Consider the following 23,360-nt stretch of genomic DNA (forward strand, 5'->3'; position numbering starts at 1 on the left):
TGATGAATTACATCCCGTTTTAAGATGAAGCGTTTAATCCGCGTTATTGGATTCCAAGTGGCGGTGATGTAATTATCGCAATTTAGGTGGTACCGTGCATCCGCACCCTAATGATTTTAAATCGTTGGGGTGCCTTTTTATTTGGTAAAAGTCTCATGAACATGATGTGCGGGAAATGATCAGATAATCACTTTAGGTAGGTAAAGGAGTAAGCAGATGGATGTATTAAATGAATTAGAATGGCGTGATGCTATTAATCAGGTGACTGATGTAGATGGCTTGCGTAAGATGATTGCTGAACAACAAATTGGAGCCTATGTTGGGATCGACCCAACTGGTGATTCTATGCATATCGGGCACTTGATTCCCTTTATGATTTTAAAGCGGTTCCAGTTGGCAGGTGTGCGGCCAGTGATTGTGATTGGAGGAGCCACTGGGTCGATTGGGGACCCTTCTGGTAAAAAGCAAGAGCGAAAGCTGTTAGACCAAGCGGCAGTTGACCAAAACGTGGCTAAGATTACAAAACAAATGGAACGTTTGTTTGGGAAAGATGGCTTTACGGTCACCAATAATGCCAATTGGTTAGGTCAGATGACGTTGTTGAGCTTCTTGCGAGATTATGGAAAGCTTTTCCCAATTAATGTCATGTTAGCCAAAGACGTTGTGGCTTCACGTTTAGAAGCAGGGATTTCATTTACAGAATTTACTTACCAGATTTTACAAGCGGTTGACTATCACTACCTCTGGCAACATGAGAATGTCCGGTTGCAAGTTGGTGGCTCAGATCAGTGGGGCAATATTACGGGCGGAATTGATTTAATTCATAAAGTAGAGGGAAATGATGCGCCAGCCTTTGGATTAACAGTACCTTTGCTTTTGAAAGCTGATGGAACTAAATTTGGTAAGACTGAAGGCGGGGCGGTTTGGTTGAATGCTGAAAAGACCACCCCATTTGAATTCTATCAATTCTGGTTAAATACCGCGGATGCCGATGTTGAAAAAATGCTGAAGTACTTTACCTTCCTTACGCAAGATGAAATTCAAGCTTTGATGGACAGCATGCAAAATGATGCGGCAAGTCGTTCTGCTCAAAGGCGTTTAGCAAAAGAAGTAACGACCTTTGTGCATGGTGATCAAGCAGAACAAACGGCGGAATTGATGACGTCAATCCTTTTTGGTAATGGGGATGTCACAAAATTAACCACGAATCAAGTCGCTGCCTTAGCAGGTAACGTGCCAACGTTTGCCATGCAAGCTGATGCGCTTGGTTTGTTGGACTTGATTGTTCAAGCAGGATTAGAGACTTCCAAAACAGCCGCGCGGCGTGCAGTTAAAGACGGCGCCATTCGGGTAAACGGCGTGCAGATTAAGGATGAGGACGCTATTATTGATCCGACTACCCAATACGATGGTCAATATGTTATTGTGAAGCGCGGTAAGAAGAAGTGGGCTGTTGGAATTGTGCAATAAGGACTAAATTTTGATAATGGCAACAACCGATATGGGCGACCCTTTCCTTGAATTATCAGGTTAGGTATGCTAGAATGCAAGAATAGATGTTGACGTCAGAAAGAGGGACCGAGAAATGTACAGTACTTTAGTCACTGCAATGATTGTTGTAGGCGTGCTGATTATTATTGCCGTATTGATGCAACCTTCAAAGCAACAAGATGCTTTATCAGCTTTGTCTGGTGGTGGAGGTGATTTGTTTGCCACCCAAAAAGCGCGCGGATTTGAAGCAGTGATGCAACGAATTACAGCGATCTTGGGAGCCGTTTGGTTTATTTTAGGCCTGGCGTTGGTTTACCTATCAGCACATTAAAAATAAGCGCATTTCCCTCTCGTGATACGTTACGAGAGGGTTTTATTTTAGGAATATCAATTCCTGACGAGAAAGAGAGCAAAAAATGGACGCGAAACAATTACAAGATGAATTATTTAATTTTTTAAAGGCTAATCATACACAAAGCTTTTCTGCGCAAACCCTAACAGACGGGCTACGGTTGCCTGATGCAAATGGATTTACTCAGGTGGTACAAGCTTTAGCAAGTTTGGAACGGGCCGGTCAAATTCAAGAAATTGACGGAAGTTTTCGATATGATGCTAAAAAAGAAGGCTACATTGGAACCTTTCGTTCAAATGCGAAAGGCTTTGGCTTTGTTGCGATTGACGGCTTAGATGACGACGTGTTTATCAATCCAGATAATACTGCCCTGGCTTTAAATCTCGATCAAGTTCGAGTAACGTTATTAACCAAAGGTGATGCGACAGCCGGGAAAGGTCCAGAAGGTCGTGTTGAGGAAATCATTGAGCATCAATTAGATCAAGAAGTTGGAACTTTTAAATTAGGCTCTGATTATGCTGGTTATATCGGGACAATTAATGTAACTGATAAAAAATATGCGAATTATCAATTCTTAGTAGCCGAAGGTGGAGTTAGTGCCAGCGATGGTGAAGTCGTCGTGGCGACGATTCAACAATATCCAACGCCAGCGATGCCTAAACATTTGACCGGTGTGATTACTGAAGTCATCGGATACCAGGATGAACCCGGTGTTGATATTATGGCCGTTGTGCATCAACATAAGGTTCCAGCAGTCTTCCCAGATGAAGTGATGCAACAAGCTGAAGCCATTCCTGATCATGTTTTAGATAGTGAGTGGGAAGGCCGAGAAGATATTACCGACCAGTCATTAGTTACAATTGATTCCATTGAATCAAAGGATTTGGATGATGCTGTGGTCGTTTGGAAAAAAGAAAATGGGAATTTTCATTTGGGAGTGCATATTGCCGATGTTTCCCATTATGTGCCTGAAGGTTCACCGTTGGATTTAGAGGCTTATAATCGCGGGACGTCAGTTTATTTGACTGATCGTGTGATTCCGATGTTACCGCGCAATATTTCCAACGGGATTGCTTCTTTGAATCCCGGCGTGGAACGTTTGGCGATGTCGGCTGAAATGGAGTTCAATCGCCATGGAGAATTAGTTGATTATCGTTTGCATCAATCGGTCATGAAATCACATGCGCGGATGACATATAAAGCTGTTAATGCGATTTTAGATGGTGATCTTGAAACACGTGAAGAGTACGTTGATTTAGTCCCCATGTTTGAGGATATGAAGGAACTACACCTTATTTTGGCCAAAAAGCGGACAGAACGGGGCGCCATTGAATTTGATGCACCTGAGGCTCAGATTATTGTGGATGCCAATGGAAAGCCCACCGACATTAAGTTGCGCGAACGGGGTTTGTCCGAACGAATGATTGAATCATTTATGTTAGCGGCGAATGAAACGGTCGCACAAAACTTTGATCATTTGAAAGTTCCTTTCTTATATCGTGTACACACTACTCCTGATTTAGATAAAACGGTGCGTTTCTTTGAGTTTGTGAAGGCCTTGGGTGGTAAAGCGCAAGGTGATCCTAATAAGATTCGACCAATTGATTTCCAACGCATTCATGATGAATTCTTGGGGCAACCTTCAGAACAGATGGTCTCAACGATGATGTTGCGCTCGATGCAACGGGCTGAATATTCTGATGAATCATTAGGTCACTTTGGCCTTGGGGCGGAATACTATACACACTTTACTTCGCCTATTCGACGATATCCTGATTTGACTGTGCACCGTTTAATCAAATGGTACGAACAAGCTGGAACTGGTGAAGAAGCGCAAGCTAAATATCGCGATCAGTTGGCTGAAATTGGGCGAGACACTTCAATGCGGGAGCGACGGGCGATTGATACCGAACGTGATACTGATGCGATGAAGAAGACTGAGTTTATGGAAGATAAGGTTGGTCAAGAATTTGATGCGGTTGTTAATGGAGTCATGAAGTTTGGTATGTTCATTTCCTTAGACAATACCGTTGAAGGGTTGATTCACACATCGAACTTAACAGATGATTATTATATGTATGAAGAGAAGCATATGGCCTTAATTGGTCGGCGCTTCCATCATATTTATCAAATTGGGCAACCAGTTCGTGTGAAATTAATTCGGGTCGATAAAGAACAAAGCGCCTTAGATTTTGTGTTAGTTGATCCGGAAGCGGCACCAACGACTGATATTAAAGTGGCTGATGATCACCGCGGTAGTTTTGGTAAAAATTCACGTGATCACAAACACGGTGCCAAAGATAAGCCAAATCAAGCGCGCCGGCACAATGCTGGTAAACCGTTGGGAGCACCCAATCATCGTCGCAAACCCGCCGATGAACGGGCAAATGCAAATCGAAAAGGTAGGCATTAAACCATGGCTAAAAAGCACAAAACAACGTCTAGTTATTTAGCCACCAATAATAAGGCACGGTATAACTATGCCATCGGTGAAACCTTTGATGCGGGGATGGAATTAACAGGGACAGAAATTAAATCAGTTCGCGCTGGTCAAATTACCATTGCGGATGGTTTTGTGCAAGTACGGAATGGCGAAGCGTGGTTGGATAATGTGAATATTGCGCCCTTTGCGCAAGGAAATCAGTTTAACCATGAACCATTACGTTCACGGCGCCTGTTATTGCATAAGCGTGAAATTCAAGCCATTGAAAAAGCAACGGCCAATGCGGGAGTAACGGCAGTACCTTTGAAAGTCTACATTAAGCATGGCTTTGCGAAGATTTTAATTGGTATTGGGACTGGTAAACGGCAGTATGATAAACGGGAAACGATTAAAAAGCGTGATCAAGAACGTGATTTAAGACGTAAATTTAAGCGTTAAAAATTAATTAACCAGTTGTGAACTAAGACCACAGCTGGTTTTTTTAGTTAAATTTAACGCTTAAACGGGACACGATAAATTACTTTGACACATATAGTAGTGTGTGATATAGTAATAGATGTAGTGAGGTATCTAATGGAAGCAGAATTATCAAAAAATTTAATCCGTGGGCACACTGACGCGATTGTTTTAAATCGTCTAAATCAGGGTGACTCGTATGGTTATCGGATTGCCCAAGATATTGCAGCAATGACTAATAATCAATATACAATTAATGAGGCAACTTTATACGCTGTTTTCAGACGGTTAGGGAAAGCTGGCTTAGTCGAAAGTTATTATGGCGATGAAACCCAAGGGGCACGGCGTAAATATTACATGCTCACTAGTGCGGGCAAACAACGTTTAAAGGCTGAGCAGCAGGCTTGGCAGTTTACCCGGGAGATGCTGGATATTTTAATGAGGGATGCAAATGAATGAGAAATTAAAGCGAAAAATTGAAGCTATATTTGCCAATCGGGTGAATAATTTAGCTCTTGAAGAATTTAAAAATGAAGTTGAAGCGGATGCGAGAGAAGCTTATTCGGACTATCAAGTTTCACATCCCCGCGCGAGCGAAGGCGAAGTAATTGACCATGTTTTATCGGATTTAGGAGATTTGGACGCCGTCATTGATATGATTGCGGGTGAGACTACCAATCAGGTTTATCAGATGGATGGGAAAATATCTTGTCATGAAGATACGCCACAGGGTGATCAAATGCCGGATGTTATTCAAAATGTGGATGTTAATGTTTATGCAGGACAGGTCTTTATTATGCAGGGAACTGGTTCGCAGGTGAAGGTCGAACAGGTCTTTAATCACGAACATGCTGAATTAGCCGTGGTGATCAATGAGACGCCGCAACAATACGCGGTCACGATGCCCCGCTTATCTGGGCGCGGACTCTTAGGCCTCTTTTCAGCCACAACGAGCAACCGTTTCAAAAATGTGATTAAAGTGGAGTTGCCTGCGCATTTTAAAGGGGTGTTAAACCTTAAGTTGAATGCTGGGGAAGTGTTTATGACGGACTTAGTATTGCAAAACCAATTAGACATCACCGTGTCCGCGGGAACTTTGCATGTTAACCGGTTGGAAGCTTCAGAGTTGATGTTAACTTTGTTAGCTGGACGTGCTCATTTGCAACAAGTTAAGGTACAAAGGCTTGTTAAGGGCACGGTTTCAGCAGGTGAGTTGTATTTAGAACAGGTTGAAGCAAAATTTGATTTAAATATTGCGGCTGGTGTCGTAACGGGTCAGCGTTTAATTGGTTCCGGCCACTTCGATGTTAATGCAGGAAGCTTGAGTTTGGATTGGCAAACGGTGGACGCTCAATTGGACCTAACGACGGCCTTAGGTAGTATTCGGGTCGGCTTTGATTCACAGGCCAGCTATACAATTCAAGGCTATTCAACCTTGGGGCTGATTCGGGTGTTACGTCCCCATCAAGTTCAATCAAGTACTGGTAATTTAACAGCCCAAGTCGGGAATGATCCAAAATTTAAGGTTACAGCGCAAACATCATTTGGTAATATTACAATTAGATAGAGGAGGAAATAGTTATGAATAATCAAAAAGTGTATCGGTCACATGATGATCAAGTCTTGAGTGGTGTGTTAGGTGGGATTTCAGAGTATTTTGGTTGGAATTCTCAAATTGTACGGTTGATTTTCGCCATTTTTGTGGCAATGACGGGGTTCTTCCCTGGAGTGATAATTTATTTGATCGCCATGTTAATTATTCCTAAGGCGCCCTACTACAAGTAAACCAATTAAAGCCAAGTCGACGTTCAAGTAGGCTTGGCTTTTATAATGGTCTGTTAATCAATAATATGAATTAGCTTTAAGGATGAGGTGTGGTAGTGGTTTGAATTTGCGGTTGCCACTTGCGATCCGGGCTAAGGATTTCGATTTTTTGAACATGGTCTAAAAAAATAATGAGCATAAAAATAGTCGGTAATGGCGCGCTTTGATGGATGGTGACTTGTAAAATCCCTTTGGCATTGGGTTGTGCACTAGCAATGAGCTGGAAGCCTCGATAAAAATGATAAGTTTGTGTTTGGGGCTTTAGACGAATCCACCAACCAAAACGCCATATCAAGTAGAATGGTTGGTTAGAGGGGCTGAGATTATAACCACGGACTGTCTGTTGCTGCGTTTGTATTTTAAAATTTGGCCAAAGGTAGTGGTCAGTGGCATAAATACTGGCAATGGTTTGTGCTTGATCGTCATTGATCCGGCAATTACCAGACGTTTGATAGCGGGTTACCCAATATTTTATTTGCTGATTTTGATTTACAATGGCAAATGTTCTTTGGTTTTGGCGTGTATAATAAGGGTAAATTAAGAAAGTTTGCATAATAAAGACTCCTTTAGAAATGAGGATAAGATGGATAATTTACAAACATTAAGGCATACTGATTGGTGGGAACCATTGGATGCGTTGTTGAGCGCCGATGACTGGCAGCACATTGATCATTTAATTACGGAAAGTTATCAAAACGGGGTGGTTTATCCGCCCATTGCGCAAATATTTCGGGCGTTCACATTAACCCCATTGGCCAAAACGCATGTGGTTTTATTAGGGCAAGATCCGTATCCCAATCCGCACCAAGCAATGGGACTCAGTTTTTCAGTGCCAGCAGGACAAAGGTTACCGCCATCTTTGCGCAATATTTTTCAAGAATTAGCACAAGATCAGGGGACTCCTTTGCGAACCAATGGGGATTTAACGGATTGGGCACAACAAGGCGTGCTGTTATTAAACACTGTTTTAACGGTTCCTGCCGGCGTTCGAAATGGACATGCTAAGCAAGGCTGGGAAAGATTGACGGATGCGGTCATTAACATTTTAGGACAGCAAACGCGCCCCATGGTGTATTTATTATGGGGAAAGCCAGCTCAAGCCAAAGCGCAATTAATTGCGAATACCCAGCAATTAATTTTAACTGCACCGCATCCAAGTCCATTGTCGGCGTACCGGGGCTTTTTTGGCAGCCAGCCTTTTTTTCATACTAATCAGTATTTAGCACAACGTTCCATGCCGGTGATTAATTGGGGCTAGTTAAAAAGTGCTTGTTAAAATTTTGATTTTTGCGATAATATATACTGTAATCGCTAACATTAATTATAAAATAAAACGAGCAGAATTGAAGGAGAAAACATGGAACTTTTTGAACAACTCGCAAACCAAGTAAAAAATCAGGGGAAGACATTGGTTTTCCCTGAGGGAGCAGATCAGCGGATTCAAGGAGCGGCGGTTCGTTTAGTTGCCGATCATTTGGCACAACCAATTTTGTTGGGGGACCAAGCTGAAATTGAAGCTGTGGCGCAAGCTGAACAAAATGATTTGACGGGAGTTAAAATTATTGATCCTAAGTTGTATCCAGTGAAGGAAATGGATGCTATGATTTCGGCTTTAGTTGAGCGTCGGAATGGTAAGACGGATGCGTCAACTGCGTCTAAGTGGCTTCAAGATGTTAATTATTTTGGAACGATGCTCGTTTATATGAAAAAAGCTGATGGAATGGTCTCTGGTGCCACCCATCCAACGGGTGATACTGTCCGGCCGGCTTTGCAAATTATCAAGACTGTCCCAGGTTCAAAGCGGATTTCGGGTTCATTTGTGATGCAACGTGGGGATGAGCGGTATATTTTCGCTGATGCGGCCATCAATATTGATTTAGACGCCCAAACGATGGCTGAAGTGGCTATTCAATCAGCCAAGACCGCCAAGATTTTTGGGATTGACCCCAAGGTAGCAATGTTATCATTTTCAACGAAGGGTTCTGCTAAAGCACCGCAAGTTGATAAGGTCGTTGAAGCAACTAAGTTGGCCCATCAGATGGATCCTGAATTAGCGGTAGATGGTGAATTACAATTTGATGCCGCCTTTGTTGAAAGGGTGGCCGCTTCTAAGGCACCCGATTCAAAGGTAGCTGGGCATGCGAATGTCTTTGTCTTCCCTGATTTGCAGTCAGGAAACATTGGCTATAAGATTGCCCAACGTTTTGGTGGTTTTGAAGCCATTGGTCCGATTTTGCAAGGTTTGGCTGCTCCGGTTTCGGACTTGTCACGTGGGGCCAACGAAGAAGATGTATATAAGACCGCAATTATTACAGCGGCTCAAGCATTGTAAGCTCTTTTTATAAAATTTCATAATACAATCAACTGTAAACAAGTTGTTCCAGGTGGGACGACTTGTTTTTTGTATACGGTGGACATTGTTTTTAGGACGTTGTTTCAGTGGGGAATACTTTGTTCCCATTGGTTAAAATGCTATAATTATGTTATGAAAAAAATAGTACACACAGTTGAAGAAACGCAAGCAATCGCTACGCAGCTGGCCCAGTTGGTAGCTGCCGGTGATACAATTATATTAAATGGAGATTTAGGGGCAGGTAAGACAACGTTTACGCAAGGTTTTGCGCGTGCGTTAGGGATTAAACGCCCTCTCAAAAGTCCCACATTTACTTTGGTGCGCGAGTATCAAACACCGCGGTATCCTTTATATCATTTGGACGTTTATCGTTTAGGTGAAGAGGGTGGATCCGATGAAATTGGGTTAGAAGAGTATTTAGGTGGCGATGGGGTTGCTTTAGTTGAGTGGCCTGAATTTATTATGAATTTATTGCCTAATGCCGTTATTACGGTCAATCTTAGCCGAATCCTTGGAGATGATAGTGGTCAGCAGCGGCAAATTGAGCTAACAGGCTCAACGCCACGACTGCAAAAACTTGTTAATCAGATTGGATAAATATTATGGATTTTTGGTTAGAGGTAGCAACAGCGCAGTATGCACCCGCTATTTTGCAATTTTTAAAACAGGCTCAGCAAGAGAGCCCGTTTTTTGTCATGCAACAAGATTTAGCACAAATTACGGCGGCGCAATTAGGCCCTAGTTTGGAACAGATGGCGGTGCGCGAAGATTATTTAATGTTGCTTTTAATTAATGCACAGCATGAAGTTGGTGGCATGGTAACGTTAGCGCCTTGGCCTAATTTAGCAGAAACGCTCGAAATTGGAGTTGTTGTGCAGGCACGCTATCAACGGCAAGGCTTGGGTCAAGCTTTGCTGGCTGAAGCGTTAGATTGGGTGATTAATTATTCGGTAGCTAAACACGTTCGTTTAACCGTGCAAGAACGTAATCAACCCGCGCAAAAACTCTATGCCAAGCTGGGCTTTGTCCGGATTCCAAATAGTGAGCAGTTGGTTTTAGACGGACAACAACAGCAAGTGTCGGCCTATGATATGGATTGGGAGGTTGAAACATAAATGAATTTTATTGCAATGGATTTTGAAACAGCTAGTGCGAAACGCGCCAGTGCCGTGTCTATGGCTGTAGTAGTGGTGCGTGATAATCAGGTGGCGGATGAATTTTATACTTTGGTGAATCCTCAAATGGAGTTTAACCCTTTTAATATTAAAATCCATGGCATTCACCCGACGGATGTCGTTGATGCCCCGTTATTTTCAGAGGTTTGGCCGGTGATTGAGCAATTTTATACTACAAATCAGTTAGTCGTCGCCCATAATGCAGCATTTGATAACGCGGTCTTAAAAGCGACTTTAGAAAATTATCATATTCCAGCGCCCCATTATTTAACGTTAGATACCGTCCAGACATCCCGCAAATTGTACCCCCATTTAGTTAATCACAAATTAAATACGGTTGCAGATGCTTTAAATATTTCTTTGCCACATCATCATCATGCTTTAGATGATACGCGAGCGGCAGCACAAATCTTATTACAAGAAGTTGACCAATTTGGGGTGGAACAAGTAAAACCGTTTGCCAAAATGATTTAGGAGAAGAACATGGTAAATTTAAAAGCGAAATTTCCGGGCTATCAAATTCAAGAAGCAGTTCCTTTGGCCGAATTCACCAATACACAAGTCGGTGGACCAGCGGATTGGGTCTTTTGGCCCCAAGATTTGACGGCTTTGGAAGATGTTTTATCAGTGGCGCAAGAGAATAATATGCCGGTGACGGTTTTAGGAAATGCCTCGAATTTGGTGATTGGTGACGAAGGTCTGCCAGGTTTAGTGATCTTTTTAACGCATTTTACCGAGGTGAAGGTTCATAATCAATTAATTACGGCCCAGGCTGGGAGTGCTTTAATTGCGGTTACAAATGCAGCGTTGAAAGCACAATTAAGTGGAATTGAGTGGGCTGCCGGTATTCCAGGTTCGGTTGGTGGAGCCGTTTATATGAACGCGGGCGCATACGGCGGACAAGTCGCAGAATGGCTACAGTCCGTGACCGTTTTAACCCCAGACTTAAAGATCAAAACGTATCAAGGAACCGAGTTAGAGTTTGGGTATCGGCATTCCTTAATTCAAGAGACGGGTGACATTATTTTAGATGCCACTTTTAAACTAACGCTAGGTCAATATGCTGAAATTGAAGCTAAAATGGAAGACTATAATACACGACGGGCTTCTAAGCAACCGTTGGAATATCCCTCTTGCGGATCGACCTTTAAACGACCAGAAGGGTATTATGCTGGTAAGTTGATCATGGATGCTGGGTTACAAGGATATACTATTGGCGGTGCACAAGTTTCAAAAAAGCATGCTGGTTTCATTGTTAATGTTAATCATGCATCCGCTCATGAATATATTCAGGTAATTCGACATGTACAAGCCGTAGTGCAAGAAAAATTTGGTGTGCAATTAGAGACAGAAGTTCGGATTTTAGGTGAATAAAACAAAGGGTTGGTGGTGACAAGCGCGTTTAAATAAACAATGATAGCGAAAAAATAAAAATTTTCGGAGGAGTGCGATGGGATTGGTTGAGGTCGGAATAGTTCTATTAGGGGTGGTCTTATTAGGAAATTTAATTTCCCATTTAATTAAGGATTTGCCAGTTAGCTTGATTGAAATAGGCTTAGGAGTCATCTTAGCGACGGTTTTTAAGGTGCAAATTACCTTAGATACGAGTTGGTTTCTGTTGCTCTTTGTGGCACCATTATTGTATTCAGATGCATGGCGATTTCCCAAACGTGAAATGTGGGCGTTAAAAGGACCCATTTTTAGTAATGCAATTATTCTAGTTATTATTACGACTTTAATTGGGGGGGTTGCCATCTATTCGCTTGTGCCTGAATTATCCCTCGCGGTTTCATTTGCTTTAGCGGCCATCTTGTCACCAACTGATCCAGTTGCAGTGCAAGCGATTGCCCAGGGGACGAAGTTGCCGGAACGTTTATTGCATTTAGTTGCTGGTGAAAGTTTAATCAATGACGCCAGTGGACTAGTAATATTTAAAGTCGCGTTAGCAGCGACTGTGACGGGAACTTTTTCTGTTTGGCAAGCGACGGGTGAGTTCTTTTACACTTCGTTAATTGGCGCGTTAATTGGCGCAGTGTTGGCTATTTTGTTTAACACCATTTTGGAATTCATTGCTAGTCGGAGGATTCATGACGCTTTTTTTGTAGTTGTTTTGCAGATTTTTAGTCCCTTGATGATGTATTTAGTGGCAGAACATTTTCACGCCTCCGGGGTTATTGCGGTTGTGGTCGGCGCAGTGATAGGGAACTTAAATACTAAAAATAATGTAAATTATACTGGTGAAATTCAGATGGTTGGACATCAAACCTGGGATATCCTAGGATACTTATTGAACGGGATTATTTTTGTCCTGTTAGGGATTGAATTACCGGTAGCAATGGGAGCCTTTGTAGGTGTAACTGGTAAGCTCGCTTTACCAATGCTTTTCTGGTATGCCCTGATAACGTGGATGGTTATTTTTGCGATTCGTGTGGTTTGGACCTATTTGAATCAGTGGTGGCGCTATTATCAAAATAAAGATGAACACCCTGATTTCAAAATGGCGTTCATGTCTGGACTTGTAGGAGTACGAGGAGCCGTGACGATGGCTGGAGTTTTATCGATTCCAACTGTTCTATCAGATGGCGAAACACCGTTTCCAGCCCGCGGGATTGTGTTATTTATCGCGGCGACGGTTATCATTATTTCACTCGTGATGGCATTGGTGGGTGTTCCACTGTTAGCAAGACAAACGCAAAAGGCACAGCCCAAAAAGGCCAAACGGGTGGTGCAGCACATGACGGAGCCACGGGCACAGATTTATATTTTGCAGTCGGCGGTGCGTGAATTAGAACAAGCCCGCAATATTGATAATCAAAACTTGGTTTATGCGGTCTTAGCCCGTTACCATACTAAAATTCGACAGTTGCAGTTAGAAAATATGAATACGGAAATGCTCAATCCCATGTTAGAAGCGGAAGTGCAGTTACGAAAAACCTGCTTAATAGCTGAAAATGATGCTTTGAAACAATTGCTGAAGCGCAGACAAATTTCTGATTTTGTTTATTCTAATGAAGCCCAACGGATTGCACGAATTCAAGATAATCTTGAACAAATGGTGAAACGGCATGGTTATTTAAAATTTGGCGCCCGACTGCATCATTTGACATTAATGATATTTCGAGCGGTTCGGATTTGGATGACCGACGAAGATGATCAAACGATTCGCACGCAGATGAAACGCGCGCAGCAGGCTGAAAACGAGGCGGGCTTAGCTGCTGCTAAAAAATATGTGGAATCCCAGCCTAAAAAGTACTTGCAGCGAAATCAGCAAGTTGTGCATAATGTGATGGTGGCCTACGAGTATAATTTACAAATGGTTCAAGTTTCTTGGTCTAAACGGGATCAAAAAGCCCACCAAGAACGATTAATTGTTGAAATGGCGGGCTTAACGGCTCAACGTGAAGCGATTCAACATTTATTAGAAGCTCATTTTATTAGCTTTGAGATGGCACTCCAACTAAGACAAACCATCAATTACACGGAGGCGGGTTTATTAGCCGATGAAACACACTAGGAGGAACGCATGAATTTTTCAACATTTATAAGTAGCATTAATTTTGTTCGGTTACTGGACATCATCTTAGTGTGGTATATCTTATATCAATTAATGCGGTTGATGCAGGGCACCAAAGCCTTTACGTTAATTCGCGGGGTGGCGATTTTAATTGTCGTTAAATTAGTCGCTATGTATGTCGGGTTAACCGTGATTTCATGGTTAACCGATCAAATTATTAACTGGGGAGCCATTATGTTGGTCATTGTGTTTCAGCCCGAAATTCGACGAGGCTTGGAGCATCTAGGCCGTTCGCAGTTCTTTAAGGTGCAAGCTAACCAAGAAGGAGTGCGATTAGTTGAACAACTAGATGATGCGGTTCAATATATGTCGAAGCGTAAAATTGGAGCTTTAATTACTATTGAAATGGATACCGGGTTAGAGGAATACATTGAGACTGGGATTTCAATTGATGCGGTGGTTTCCAGCGCTTTATTGATTAATACCTTTATTCCTAATACGCCATTACACGATGGAGCGGTGATTATTAAAGATGACCGGGTCGCAGTTGCGGCGGCTTATTTGCCATTATCAGATAATCCGACGATTCCCAAGGCTTTGGGAACAAGGCATCGCGCGGGAGTTGGGATTTCGGAAGTAACGGATGCATTAACGATTATTGTCTCGGAAGAAACAGGAGGCATCACTATTACGCGAAATTCAGAACTAATGCAAGATTTAACCCATGAAGATTTTTTGAAGTACTTGGAAGTGCATCTAGTTAGCAATGAACAGAAAACGTCATGGGCCGACCGGCTTTTCTTTGCTTCATGGTTTAAGCGAAAGGAGCATTAAGATGTTTCGAATGAATCGACAAAAATTATTTTATTTAGTATTTTCATTAATCATGGCGATTTTGTTGGCCGCGTATGTTGATGGAACCACACCTAGTAAAACCACAAAAGTTAGTGATACGAAGCAAAATGTTGCAGGTATTGTGGGGATTGGGATGCAAAAAACGATAACCACTACCGTTCCAGTTCAGTTATCAGGGATTGATATGAATGAATACATTGTGACTGGGGTGCCGGAAATGTTGGATGTGAAGTTAACCGGTTCTTCTGCTTTGGTAACAACAGCCGTTAATACGAAAAATTTTCAAGTCTACGCAAATTTAAAGGGCTTGTCGGAAGGTCCTCATAAAATCACTTTGAAAGTAAGTGGCTTGAATAAAGATTTAGCTTATAAATTGAGTCAAGAAACTGTGGATGTCAATATTTATCGCCGGGCGGTGAAGAATTTTGATGTTCAAACCACTTATAATAAGACGGCGATTGCAGCTGGGTATGAAGTTGGCGATGTAACATCAAGTGTCACGAGTGCACAGGTGATTGGTTCACCAAAGGCGGTGGCTTCTGTGGCTAAGGTCGTGGCCAATGTTCAATTGGATTCTAATGTTAAAAGTACAATTAGTAAAAAGGTGAATTTACAAGCGCTCGATATTAATGGTAATGTAGTGAATGTAACAATTTCGCCTGCTGAAGCTTATGTTAAGATTCCCGTGACAGCTGGGAAAGGGGCCAAACAAATTCCAATTAATTTAAAGCCAAAAAATGGTGATTCCAGTCAATTTACAGTGACAGCGGATGTCAATGAGGCTAAGATCAGTGGTGATGCGGAACAAATTAGTCGTATTAAGAGTATCGATGTCCCCGTTGATTTGTCTAATATTAATGTGGAGACTATGCAAAATTTGAAGTTGCCAGTACCAGATGGGGTTTCAATTGATCCTGGTAGTATTGTGGTGACAATCACCCCTAATGCATCTTAATTGCTATAAATGAATATGATGATTAAACTAAAGGAGCAAGACTATGACAGAATTACACTATTTTGGAACTGATGGCGTGCGAGGAATTGCCAATCAAGAATTGACCCCCGAATTAGCATTCCGGGTAGGACGTTTTGCTGGAGCTGTTTTGACGAAACATGCGAAGGGGCGGCGACCACGCGTGTTAGTCGGACGCGATACGCGGATTTCTGGTGAAATGTTAGAGAGCGCTTTGGTGGCCGGTTTCCTTTCAATTGGAATTGAAGTGTTGAAATTAGGTGTAATTTCAACACCAGGAGTTGCTTATTTAGTTCGGGCTGATCAAGCTGATGCTGGGGCACAAATTACGGCCTCACATAATCCAGCGGAAGATAATGGAATCAAGTTATTTGGAGCGGATGGGTTTAAGCTGTCGGATGAAATTGAAGGTGAGATTGAAGCGCTGCTGGATCAAGTAGAAGACACGCTTCCACGGCCTTCAGCTGATGGTTTGGGAACGGTGACTGATTTCCCAGTGGGAACATCAAAGTATTTAGCCTTTTTGCAAACAACGATTCCAACCGATTTATCAGGAATGCGGATTGCGATTGACGCGGCCAACGGTGCTACTAGTGGCTTGGTTTCAAGTTTATTTGCCGATGAACAAGCTGATTTTATTACGATGGCTACCAACCCCGATGGATTAAACATTAACCAAGAGGTTGGATCGACGCATCCCGAAGCGTTGGCTAAGTTTGTCGTTGAACAACAAGCGCAAGTTGGGCTGGCTTTTGACGGAGATGGTGATCGGTTGATTGCGGTTGATGAAAATGGAAAGATTGTTGATGGCGATAAAATTATGTTTATTACCGGAAAGTTTTTGCATAAAAACGGACGGTTGAAGCAAGATACAGTGGTTACGACAGTGATGTCTAATATTGGAATGTATAAGGCGCTTGAAGCGAACGGAATGGCGTCGGTTAAGACGGCCGTTGGTGATCGGTACGTAGTTGAAGAAATGTTGAAGTCGGGTTATAACGTTGGTGGTGAGCAATCTGGTCACGTGGTATTCTTGGATTGGGCGACAACGGGGGATGGAATGTTAACTGCGCTTCAATTGCTTTCAGTCATGAAGATGACCGGTAAAAAGCTTTCTGAATTAGCAGACGAGGTGACTATTTATCCGCAAAAGTTGGTCAATATTAAGGTACAGGATAAAAAAGCGGCCCTTGAAAATGAGGCCATTAAAACAGTTATCGCTGAAGTCGAATCTGAGATGGGTGGTGAAGGTCGAGTCCTTGTGCGCCCTTCTGGAACCCAAAACCTTTTGCGCGTGATGGCGGAAGCGGCGACACCGGAAGCGGTTAGTATCTATGTTGACCGAATTGTGGAGGTAGTGCAAGCAGAGGTTGGAGTAGAATAAAATGGCAGATTATCAGGCCTTTGATATCGTTGAGGAAATTACACGCAATGATGGCACAAAGTACCGTGAAATTGGGAACTTGTTGCATAATGGTCAGGCTGAGTATGCTGCCGAACAAGGTATGATTAGAGAAGTTCGGATTATGAAAATTAATATTCCGCATTCACGAAATGTGGAAATCTATGAAAAATATGTGAACGATAATTTTCATATCTATGCGCAAGTTGCCATTCCGGAATGGATTGAATGGACTAAGACCGCTGAGATGGACGCGGTGATTGGTAAGATCCTGCAAGAAAATCAGCTTTCTTAAGTTGCATTCAGCATAATTAAAAAATTAAGCAGAGACGGTCAATTTTGACCGTTTTTTTGTTGAATTTAAACTTAACGTTAAGCTTGGCAGGGTATAATACAAACGTTAACCGTGAAATCAGAGTTTAAATTTGTTATGATGGAGGGATAATTAACGTGCGCAATGGAGGATTCAGATATGAATGTTGGAATTTTTACAGATACATATTTACCGCAGCTGTCGGGGGTTTCAACATCAATTGAAACTTTGAAAAATCAGTTAGAACGGTTGGGTCATCAGGTTTATATTTTTACGTCTACGGACCCCAACGTCCCTGAAAATGTAGCTGAGCCGAATGTGTACCGTTTTGCGAGTGTGCCCTTCGTTGGATTTAAAGAACGCCGCGTGACTTATCGTGGGGCGATTGCGGCGCAAGAAATTTCTAAAAAAATAAATTTAGATATTGTTCATACGCAGACTGAATTTTCACTAGGCCTTTTTGGTAAATCTGTCGCGCGAAATTTACATATTCCGGTTGTACATACCTATCATACAAACTATGAAGATTATACCCATTATATTTTTAATGGGCGGATTATTAAGCCAGGGAGTGTCAAGGTTATCTTACGGGGTTATACCCGTGGTTTAACCGGGCTTGTGGCTCCTTCCGAACAAACGCGGACTCAATTGATAGATTATGGAATTAAAGTCCCTATTGAGATTATTCCGACGGGGGTGAAAGTCGCCCATGATGTAAATGAGAATCAAAGTGTAGCTTTGCGGAAACGTTTGGGGATCGATGTTGATAGTCCAGTTGTCTTGTATTTAGGACGAATTGCCTTTGAAAAGAATATTGAAGCAGTTTTAGAGAGTTTTACTGAAATCTTAGCTGATTTGCCCAACGCGCGTTTAATTATTGCGGGAGATGGGCCAGCGGAAGAGGCTATTCATAATCATGCTACGGCCTTAGAAATTATGGATCAAGTGATTTTTACAGGTTATGTGGAGCATGAAGAAGCATATAGCTACTATCGTTTAGCCGATGCGTTTATTTCAGCATCAGAAAGTGAAACCCAAGGGCTTACGTATATTGAAGCGATGTCGGCAGATACGCCAGTTGTTGCGATGCACAGTCCTTATTTGGACACCATTGTGACAGACCCGAATGTCGGAACTTTAGTGGATACACCTGATGAATTGACGCAGCCGCTCAAAGCTTATCTGTTAGCAAAGCAAAATCAGCAAACGGTTGGTAATCCAGCTGTGCGCCAGCAAATTTTGCATGAAATCGATGAGCGGACGTTTGGCAAACGCATCGTTGCTTTTTATCAAGAGGCCATCGCAGTTTATCATGAAGAAGATTTGGATGAAATTGCCGATTCCGATGCGGAATATGCGCGCATTTTCGAACGACCATCATGGTTTAGAAAGGATAAATAATGCTGAAAATAACGATGTTCTCATCAGCAGAAACGGTTCCCGGTCAGGGGGTTGGTTCAGCTTATCGCGAATTAATTAATTTGTTACAAACGCAGTATGCCGATCAATTTGAACTGCAGTTTAACCGGTTAGGGCGTACGGATGTCAGTCATTACCATACCATTGACTTGAAATTTTATTTGAGCACCTTTTTACCTGGTCGTGGTCGCAAAGTGGGTTATGTACATTTTTTGCCGGAGACTTTGGAAGGATCCGTTAAATTATGGGGTCCCATCAAAAAAATCTTTTATAAGTATGTAATTGCGTTTTACCGACGGATGGACCAAATTGTAGTGGTCAATCCGACATTTATTCCAAAATTGGCCAATTATGGTATTTCAGAAGAAAAAATTCAGTACATCCCTAATTTTGTCGCAAAGGAAAGCTTTTTTAAGAAAAAACCTGCTGAAAAGCAAGCCATCCGGACCCGTTTAGGATTTAACACTGATGATTTTATTGTTTTAGGTGTTGGGCAAGTACAAGAACGAAAGGGTGTGTTTGATTTTGTCGAATTAGCTAAGCGAAATCCGCAATGGCAATTTGTCTGGGCGGGCGGTTTTTCATTTGGAAATATTACCGCCGGTTATGAGCAACTCAAGCAAATTGTCGATAATCCGCCGAAAAACTTACATTTTCCAGGAATCGTTGAACGCGATACGATGAATGATTACTATAATTTAGCCGATGTCTTTTTATTGCCAAGTTATAATGAGCTTTTCCCGATGTCAGCCTTGGAGGCTTTTAGTGTCGGGATCCCAACGATTTTGCGTGATTTGGATTTGTATAAATCTATTTTAGTTGGATATTATTTGCCGGCGAAAGATCGTGATGATATGCAAGTCCAGTTGAACCGTTTGGCACAAGATGAATCCTTACGCCAAGAATTGGGTGATGCAGCTCTGGCAGCTTCGGAGCGTTATTCTAAGCGGAATGTTGGTCAAATTTGGGCGGCCTTTTATCCTGAACAGGCGGCTAAAGGGAGAAAATAGTAAATGTCACGAAAAAATACATGGGTGTTTATTATCATGCTGCTATTGGGTGGTGGCATTCTTTGGTGGTCGATGCGAGGTGTTAACTCCGCTGATTTACAAAGCTCACTCGCTACTCTTAAGTGGGGCTGGGTCTTAGTAGCCGTATTGGCCATGGTGATTTATTTGCTTCTTGAAGCAGTAGTTGTCAAAATACTTGTTGATTCAAAACAAGAAACCATCAGTTGGGATAATGCTATTCGGGTGCCCTTAGTTGAACAATTAGGGAATGGAATTACGCCGTTTTCGAGTGGTGGACAGCCAATGCAGTTAATTATGCTGGTCCGTGCAGGAATCGATATTGGTCGGGCTAGTTCGATTTTATTAATGAAATTCATTGTGTATCAAGCGATGATTGTTGTTAATTTTATTGGAGCTTTAATTATTGGCTATAATTACTTACAAGCGCACTTGCATCAAATGGCTTGGTTAGTGATATTTGGCTTTGTGATTCATTTATTTGTAGTTAGCTCTTTGCTATTAGTGATGTATTGGCCGACTTTGACCGATCGTTTAGTGCGGTTATGCCTTGTTCCGGTGAAATGGTTTAGCCCTAAACGCTATACTGATTGGTTGAGTCTTTTACAAGACAAAATGGATAATTTCCATAAAGAAAGTGTCCGAATGGGGCATGATTTTAAAACTCTCGGGAAGGTAGTCTTAGCCACTTTCTTGCAATTGCTATTTTATTATGCAATTCCATATTTTATCTTGTTGGCATTGGGGCAAGTACACACTAATTTGATTTTTGTGATGGCCTTACATATCTTGATTGTCATGGTGATATCATTGTTTCCGATTCCTGGGGGCTCTGGTGGAGCCGAAGCTGGTTTTGCAATGTTATTTGCCAGTTTCCTACCCAATTCAGGGGCGTTAGTCTTAGCAATGTTAATTTGGCGTTTAATTACTTATTATTTTGGGATGTTTGCAGGAATTTTAGCATTTAATTTACCAAGGATTAGGAAGAAACAATGCAGAATGAGTTAGTGCAAATTGTACAGCGTTTGAGTGCAATGCGAAATGATGTAACGGGTCCTTTTCAAGTTCGAAATTTTGATTTATATGGGATAACTGTGGTTACGGTCACATATGATCAAGTCGATTGTACTTATGGGTTGTTTGAACATGGCAGTCGTCAGAGTTTTGTTTTTGATGATTTAAATGCTTTAGCAGTAGAAATATACGAATGTATTGCTGCTTTTAAATTGGCCTTTTAAGATGAAATCAAGTTAATTGATTAAAAAATCTTGTATACTGTATGTAATATGTTTAATTTAAATATGATTTGAAGGAGAATGTCATGCAACGTGTTATGACTAAACTTAAGAAGTGGTGGCCGGATTTTAATTCCGTCGTTGGCTTTTTTATACTTTCCGTTTTTTTAATTACTTTAAAAACGTACTGGGCATATCAAACGGCCTTTAGTTTAGGGGCAAAAGGAGTCCTGCAACAATTTTTGTTAGTAGTTAATCCATTACCAACAGCAATTATTTTATTTGGAATAGCTTTGTATTTCCGTGGTAAAATTTCTTACTGGTTGATGATTTTGATGAATTTTATTCAAAGTGCATGGTTGTTTGCGAACATGCTCTATTACCGTGAATTCACGGATTTTATTTCGTTAAATATCGCAAAAACTAGTGGTTCTTTAAGTTTGGAAAAAGCGATTAATGGGATTATTCAGCCGTCTGACTTTTTGGTCTTTTTGGATATTATTATTTTAATAATTTTATTGGCGGTTCATTGGATTAAAATTGATCCGATGCGGGTTCCGCGACGGGTGGCAATGTTAATAACGATTCTAGGCATTGTTTTAATGGGAGCGTTCTTTGGTGTTGCCTCTAAGGACCGTTCAGGATTATTAACGCGGACATTTGATAATAATTATATTGTTAAGTATTTAGGATTAAATGAATACGCAGCTTATAATTTAGTTAAAACACATGAACAGGCAAATGAAGTGAAACAGGCGAAAGCGTCTGATTTGGACCAAATTAAGCAATTTGTGAATTCGAATAAAACTTTGGCTAATAGTGCGACTTACGGTCAAGCTAAGGGGAAGAACGTGATTATCTTCCATTTGGAGTCATTCCAACAATTCCTGTTAGATTATCGGTGGGAAGGACAAGAAGTTACGCCGAATTTAAACGCTTTTTATCATGATCAAAATACAACAGCCTTTGATAATTTTTATAATGAAGTTGGTCAAGGTAAAACGGCCGATGCGGAGTTAATGCTTGAAACTTCGCTCTTTGGGACTTCATCTGGGTCGGCCATGACCAATTATGGAACCAATAATACGTTCCAAGCGATGCCAGCTTTATTGAAACAAGAAGGTAATTATACTTCAGCAGCTTTCCATGGGGATGTAGGTTCATTTTGGAATCGAGATAACACCTATAAAAATTGGGGTTATGATTACTTCTTCTCGAAGGCTTATTATCAGAATGCTGATAATCCTGATTATAATGTCGGTTACGGAATGAAGGATAAGATTTTCTTGAAAGATACGGCTAATTATATGCAACAGTTGCCGCAACCGTTTTATTCGAAGGTCATTACGGTTACTAATCATTATCCATATGACCTTGATGATAAAAATATTTCGATTAATAAGACAAATACGAATGATAAAACTGTTGATGGTTACGTCCAAACGGCGCGTTATCTCGATCAAGCTTTTGGCGAATTTGAACAAAACTTAAAAGATAGTGGTTTGTGGGATAATTCGATGGTTGTTTTGTATGGTGATCATTATGGAATTTCAGATAACCATAAGGATGCTATTGCCAAATTAATTGGTAAGAAGGAATTGACGCCTTTGGACTTAGCGAACTGGCAGAAGGTACCTTTGATGATTCGAGTACCAGGAATGCAAGGAGGTATTAACCATACGTATGGTGGTGAAATTGATGTGATGCCAACCTTATTAGGGCTTTTGGGAATTCAGGATTCGCATTTGGTCGGCTTTGGTCAAGATTTGTTTTCAGATCAAAATAAACAAATTGTCCCGTTCCGCAATGGAAATTGGGTAAGTAGTGAATACACCAAATATGGATCAAACTATTATGTGACCGCGACGGGAACCAAGATTGATCCAAAGAGTGATCCGCGCGCTAAGGTAGCCATTGATGCTGCTAATAAGTATGTCGAAACTTCATTAAGAAGCTCGGATAAAATTGTGCAAGGAAACTTATTACGATTCTTAGATAAGCAAGATGTGCCTAAGAATAAAACCAAGGACTTGTCATATAAGAAGAGTGTTGGCATGAAGAAACTAAAGCATAGCCAAAAAGATAAGACAAGTATCGTTGCTCAAAATGATGGTAATATTTTTGCTTATCAAACGAATGCGCCTGAATTAGGTGGTGACCGGCAGAGCAAACAGGACGGTGAAGATAATACAAATTCAACGGATATCGCGACACCTGAATCTATTCTCAATGGGCATGGGTCAGATCACGATAAATAATTATTGGTAAACTATCATTGAGTATTAAACGTGTTTGGGGGAGATCCTCGGACGCGTTTTTTATTTGAGACCATGGAGTATTGGAAATTGTTCGGATAAACATTTTAATATTAGGAGTTGACGAACATTCGGGGATGATGTATATTAATAAAGTTGATTGCGAGCGAAAAGTTCTTGATTGATAAATTAAAAAATATTGAGGGTTGACTTCCGGTTAGCTACTTGGTATTATATAAAAGTTGTCTCAACGAGATAACAAGTAGAACATT

General features: G+C 41.4%; 24 protein-coding genes. 23 read left to right on the forward strand and 1 reads right to left on the reverse strand.

Going from position 1 to position 23,360, the window contains the following annotated elements:
- Positions 1-216 precede the first annotated feature (216 nt).
- From tyrS to IV73_RS05370, 7 genes are all read left to right on the forward strand, one after another.
- Positions 217-1,470 carry a tyrosine--tRNA ligase gene (gene tyrS, locus IV73_RS05340; protein ID WP_057755936.1) on the forward strand — a complete coding sequence of 418 codons (1,254 nt, stop codon included), beginning with the start codon at positions 217-219 and terminating at the stop codon, positions 1,468-1,470.
- Between the two features lie 115 nt (positions 1,471-1,585).
- A complete protein-coding gene (gene secG, locus IV73_RS05345; protein WP_057755940.1) occupies positions 1,586-1,822 on the forward strand; it encodes a preprotein translocase subunit SecG in 237 nt (78 codons plus the stop codon).
- 85 nt (positions 1,823-1,907) lie between these two features.
- Complete coding sequence (rnr, locus tag IV73_RS05350) at positions 1,908-4,256, forward strand: ribonuclease R (RefSeq protein WP_057755943.1); 2,349 nt, start codon at positions 1,908-1,910, stop codon at positions 4,254-4,256.
- 3 nt (positions 4,257-4,259) lie between these two features.
- Entirely contained in the window at positions 4,260-4,724 is a 465-nt protein-coding gene (smpB, locus tag IV73_RS05355; RefSeq protein WP_057755947.1) for an SsrA-binding protein SmpB, read from the forward strand.
- Between the two features lie 135 nt (positions 4,725-4,859).
- Positions 4,860-5,201: a PadR family transcriptional regulator gene (locus IV73_RS05360; RefSeq protein WP_057755948.1), complete on the forward strand. Its 342-nt coding sequence runs from the start codon at positions 4,860-4,862 to the stop codon at positions 5,199-5,201.
- Positions 5,194-6,309: a DUF4097 family beta strand repeat-containing protein gene (locus IV73_RS05365; protein WP_057755950.1), complete on the forward strand. Its 1,116-nt coding sequence runs from the start codon at positions 5,194-5,196 to the stop codon at positions 6,307-6,309. The genes IV73_RS05360 and IV73_RS05365 overlap by 8 nt, the downstream gene beginning before the upstream one ends.
- Positions 6,310-6,323: 14 nt before the next feature.
- Complete coding sequence (locus IV73_RS05370) at positions 6,324-6,527, forward strand: PspC domain-containing protein (protein WP_057755953.1); 204 nt, start codon at positions 6,324-6,326, stop codon at positions 6,525-6,527.
- 76 nt (positions 6,528-6,603) lie between these two features.
- Here IV73_RS05370 and IV73_RS05375 read toward each other — a convergent pair whose 3' ends face one another.
- Positions 6,604-7,119: a hypothetical protein gene (locus IV73_RS05375; protein ID WP_057755955.1), complete on the reverse strand. Its 516-nt coding sequence runs from the start codon at positions 7,117-7,119 to the stop codon at positions 6,604-6,606.
- 30 nt (positions 7,120-7,149) lie between these two features.
- On the opposite strand from IV73_RS05375, the gene IV73_RS05380 reads away from it, so the two are divergent.
- From IV73_RS05380 to IV73_RS05455, 16 genes are all read left to right on the forward strand, one after another.
- Positions 7,150-7,824, forward strand: coding sequence for a uracil-DNA glycosylase (locus IV73_RS05380; RefSeq protein WP_057755956.1), 675 nt, complete (start codon positions 7,150-7,152; stop codon positions 7,822-7,824).
- A 99-nt stretch (positions 7,825-7,923) separates the two neighbouring features.
- A complete protein-coding gene (pta, locus tag IV73_RS05385) occupies positions 7,924-8,898 on the forward strand; it encodes a phosphate acetyltransferase (RefSeq protein ID WP_057755958.1) in 975 nt (324 codons plus the stop codon).
- Between the two features lie 153 nt (positions 8,899-9,051).
- A complete protein-coding gene (gene tsaE / locus IV73_RS05390; RefSeq protein WP_057755961.1) occupies positions 9,052-9,516 on the forward strand; it encodes a tRNA (adenosine(37)-N6)-threonylcarbamoyltransferase complex ATPase subunit type 1 TsaE in 465 nt (154 codons plus the stop codon).
- A 5-nt stretch (positions 9,517-9,521) separates the two neighbouring features.
- Positions 9,522-10,034 carry a GNAT family N-acetyltransferase gene (locus IV73_RS05395; protein WP_057755964.1) on the forward strand — a complete coding sequence of 171 codons (513 nt, stop codon included), beginning with the start codon at positions 9,522-9,524 and terminating at the stop codon, positions 10,032-10,034.
- Positions 10,035-10,568 carry a 3'-5' exonuclease gene (locus IV73_RS05400; protein WP_057755967.1) on the forward strand — a complete coding sequence of 178 codons (534 nt, stop codon included), beginning with the start codon at positions 10,035-10,037 and terminating at the stop codon, positions 10,566-10,568. It begins immediately after the preceding gene.
- Between the two features lie 9 nt (positions 10,569-10,577).
- Positions 10,578-11,468 (forward strand): UDP-N-acetylmuramate dehydrogenase, encoded by an 891-nt coding sequence (murB, locus tag IV73_RS05405; RefSeq protein WP_057755970.1) that lies wholly within the window; start codon positions 10,578-10,580, stop codon positions 11,466-11,468.
- 76 nt (positions 11,469-11,544) lie between these two features.
- A complete protein-coding gene (locus IV73_RS05410; RefSeq protein ID WP_057755976.1) occupies positions 11,545-13,608 on the forward strand; it encodes a cation:proton antiporter in 2,064 nt (687 codons plus the stop codon).
- Between the two features lie 9 nt (positions 13,609-13,617).
- Positions 13,618-14,442, forward strand: a complete 825-nt coding sequence (gene cdaA / locus IV73_RS05415) for a diadenylate cyclase CdaA (protein ID WP_057755979.1) — start codon at positions 13,618-13,620, stop codon at positions 14,440-14,442.
- 1 nt (position 14,443) lies between these two features.
- Positions 14,444-15,418 carry a CdaR family protein gene (locus IV73_RS05420; protein WP_057755982.1) on the forward strand — a complete coding sequence of 325 codons (975 nt, stop codon included), beginning with the start codon at positions 14,444-14,446 and terminating at the stop codon, positions 15,416-15,418.
- A gap of 43 nt (positions 15,419-15,461) precedes the next feature.
- Positions 15,462-16,820 (forward strand): phosphoglucosamine mutase, encoded by a 1,359-nt coding sequence (gene glmM, locus IV73_RS05425; protein WP_057755984.1) that lies wholly within the window; start codon positions 15,462-15,464, stop codon positions 16,818-16,820.
- A 1-nt stretch (position 16,821) separates the two neighbouring features.
- Positions 16,822-17,133, forward strand: a complete 312-nt coding sequence (locus IV73_RS05430) for a hypothetical protein (RefSeq protein WP_057755991.1) — start codon at positions 16,822-16,824, stop codon at positions 17,131-17,133.
- Between the two features lie 177 nt (positions 17,134-17,310).
- Positions 17,311-18,552, forward strand: coding sequence for a glycosyltransferase family 4 protein (locus IV73_RS05435; protein WP_057755994.1), 1,242 nt, complete (start codon positions 17,311-17,313; stop codon positions 18,550-18,552).
- On the forward strand, positions 18,552-19,580 hold the full coding sequence (locus IV73_RS05440; protein WP_057755997.1) for a glycosyltransferase family 4 protein: 1,029 nt from the start codon (positions 18,552-18,554) through the stop codon (positions 19,578-19,580). The genes IV73_RS05435 and IV73_RS05440 overlap by 1 nt, the downstream gene beginning before the upstream one ends.
- A gap of 3 nt (positions 19,581-19,583) precedes the next feature.
- The gene (locus IV73_RS05445) at positions 19,584-20,606 is read left to right on the forward strand and encodes a lysylphosphatidylglycerol synthase transmembrane domain-containing protein (protein ID WP_057756001.1); all 1,023 of its coding nucleotides are present in this window, start codon (positions 19,584-19,586) and stop codon (positions 20,604-20,606) included.
- Positions 20,591-20,836, forward strand: coding sequence for a DUF1797 family protein (locus IV73_RS05450; RefSeq protein ID WP_057756011.1), 246 nt, complete (start codon positions 20,591-20,593; stop codon positions 20,834-20,836). Before IV73_RS05445 ends, IV73_RS05450 begins: the two co-directional genes overlap by 16 nt.
- 83 nt (positions 20,837-20,919) lie before the next feature.
- Positions 20,920-23,091, forward strand: a complete 2,172-nt coding sequence (locus IV73_RS05455) for an LTA synthase family protein (RefSeq protein WP_057756013.1) — start codon at positions 20,920-20,922, stop codon at positions 23,089-23,091.
- Positions 23,092-23,360: the final 269 nt, after the last annotated feature.

This window comes from Weissella kandleri (assembly GCF_001438705.1).
Taxonomy (GTDB): Bacteria; Bacillota; Bacilli; order Lactobacillales; family Lactobacillaceae; genus Weissella; species Weissella kandleri.

Coding starts and splice junctions, on each gene's coding strand:
- rnr (WP_057755943.1), top strand. CDS start 1,908: ATGGACGCGAAACAATTACAAGATGAATTATTTAATTTTTTAAAGGCT.
- IV73_RS05450 (WP_057756011.1), top strand. CDS start 20,591: ATGCAGAATGAGTTAGTGCAAATTGTACAGCGTTTGAGTGCAATGCGA.
- IV73_RS05440 (WP_057755997.1), top strand. CDS start 18,552: ATGCTGAAAATAACGATGTTCTCATCAGCAGAAACGGTTCCCGGTCAG.
- IV73_RS05365 (WP_057755950.1), top strand. CDS start 5,194: ATGAATGAGAAATTAAAGCGAAAAATTGAAGCTATATTTGCCAATCGG.
- IV73_RS05395 (WP_057755964.1), top strand. CDS start 9,522: ATGGATTTTTGGTTAGAGGTAGCAACAGCGCAGTATGCACCCGCTATT.
- IV73_RS05380 (WP_057755956.1), top strand. CDS start 7,150: ATGGATAATTTACAAACATTAAGGCATACTGATTGGTGGGAACCATTG.
- IV73_RS05445 (WP_057756001.1), top strand. CDS start 19,584: ATGTCACGAAAAAATACATGGGTGTTTATTATCATGCTGCTATTGGGT.
- IV73_RS05435 (WP_057755994.1), top strand. CDS start 17,311: ATGAATGTTGGAATTTTTACAGATACATATTTACCGCAGCTGTCGGGG.
- IV73_RS05400 (WP_057755967.1), top strand. CDS start 10,035: ATGAATTTTATTGCAATGGATTTTGAAACAGCTAGTGCGAAACGCGCC.
- IV73_RS05430 (WP_057755991.1), top strand. CDS start 16,822: ATGGCAGATTATCAGGCCTTTGATATCGTTGAGGAAATTACACGCAAT.
- IV73_RS05420 (WP_057755982.1), top strand. CDS start 14,444: ATGTTTCGAATGAATCGACAAAAATTATTTTATTTAGTATTTTCATTA.
- IV73_RS05370 (WP_057755953.1), top strand. CDS start 6,324: ATGAATAATCAAAAAGTGTATCGGTCACATGATGATCAAGTCTTGAGT.
- secG (WP_057755940.1), top strand. CDS start 1,586: ATGTACAGTACTTTAGTCACTGCAATGATTGTTGTAGGCGTGCTGATT.
- smpB (WP_057755947.1), top strand. CDS start 4,260: ATGGCTAAAAAGCACAAAACAACGTCTAGTTATTTAGCCACCAATAAT.
- IV73_RS05455 (WP_057756013.1), top strand. CDS start 20,920: ATGCAACGTGTTATGACTAAACTTAAGAAGTGGTGGCCGGATTTTAAT.
- IV73_RS05410 (WP_057755976.1), top strand. CDS start 11,545: ATGGGATTGGTTGAGGTCGGAATAGTTCTATTAGGGGTGGTCTTATTA.
- IV73_RS05375 (WP_057755955.1), bottom strand. CDS start 7,119: ATGCAAACTTTCTTAATTTACCCTTATTATACACGCCAAAACCAAAGA.
- glmM (WP_057755984.1), top strand. CDS start 15,462: ATGACAGAATTACACTATTTTGGAACTGATGGCGTGCGAGGAATTGCC.
- murB (WP_057755970.1), top strand. CDS start 10,578: ATGGTAAATTTAAAAGCGAAATTTCCGGGCTATCAAATTCAAGAAGCA.
- IV73_RS05360 (WP_057755948.1), top strand. CDS start 4,860: ATGGAAGCAGAATTATCAAAAAATTTAATCCGTGGGCACACTGACGCG.
- tyrS (WP_057755936.1), top strand. CDS start 217: ATGGATGTATTAAATGAATTAGAATGGCGTGATGCTATTAATCAGGTG.
- cdaA (WP_057755979.1), top strand. CDS start 13,618: ATGAATTTTTCAACATTTATAAGTAGCATTAATTTTGTTCGGTTACTG.
- pta (WP_057755958.1), top strand. CDS start 7,924: ATGGAACTTTTTGAACAACTCGCAAACCAAGTAAAAAATCAGGGGAAG.
- tsaE (WP_057755961.1), top strand. CDS start 9,052: ATGAAAAAAATAGTACACACAGTTGAAGAAACGCAAGCAATCGCTACG.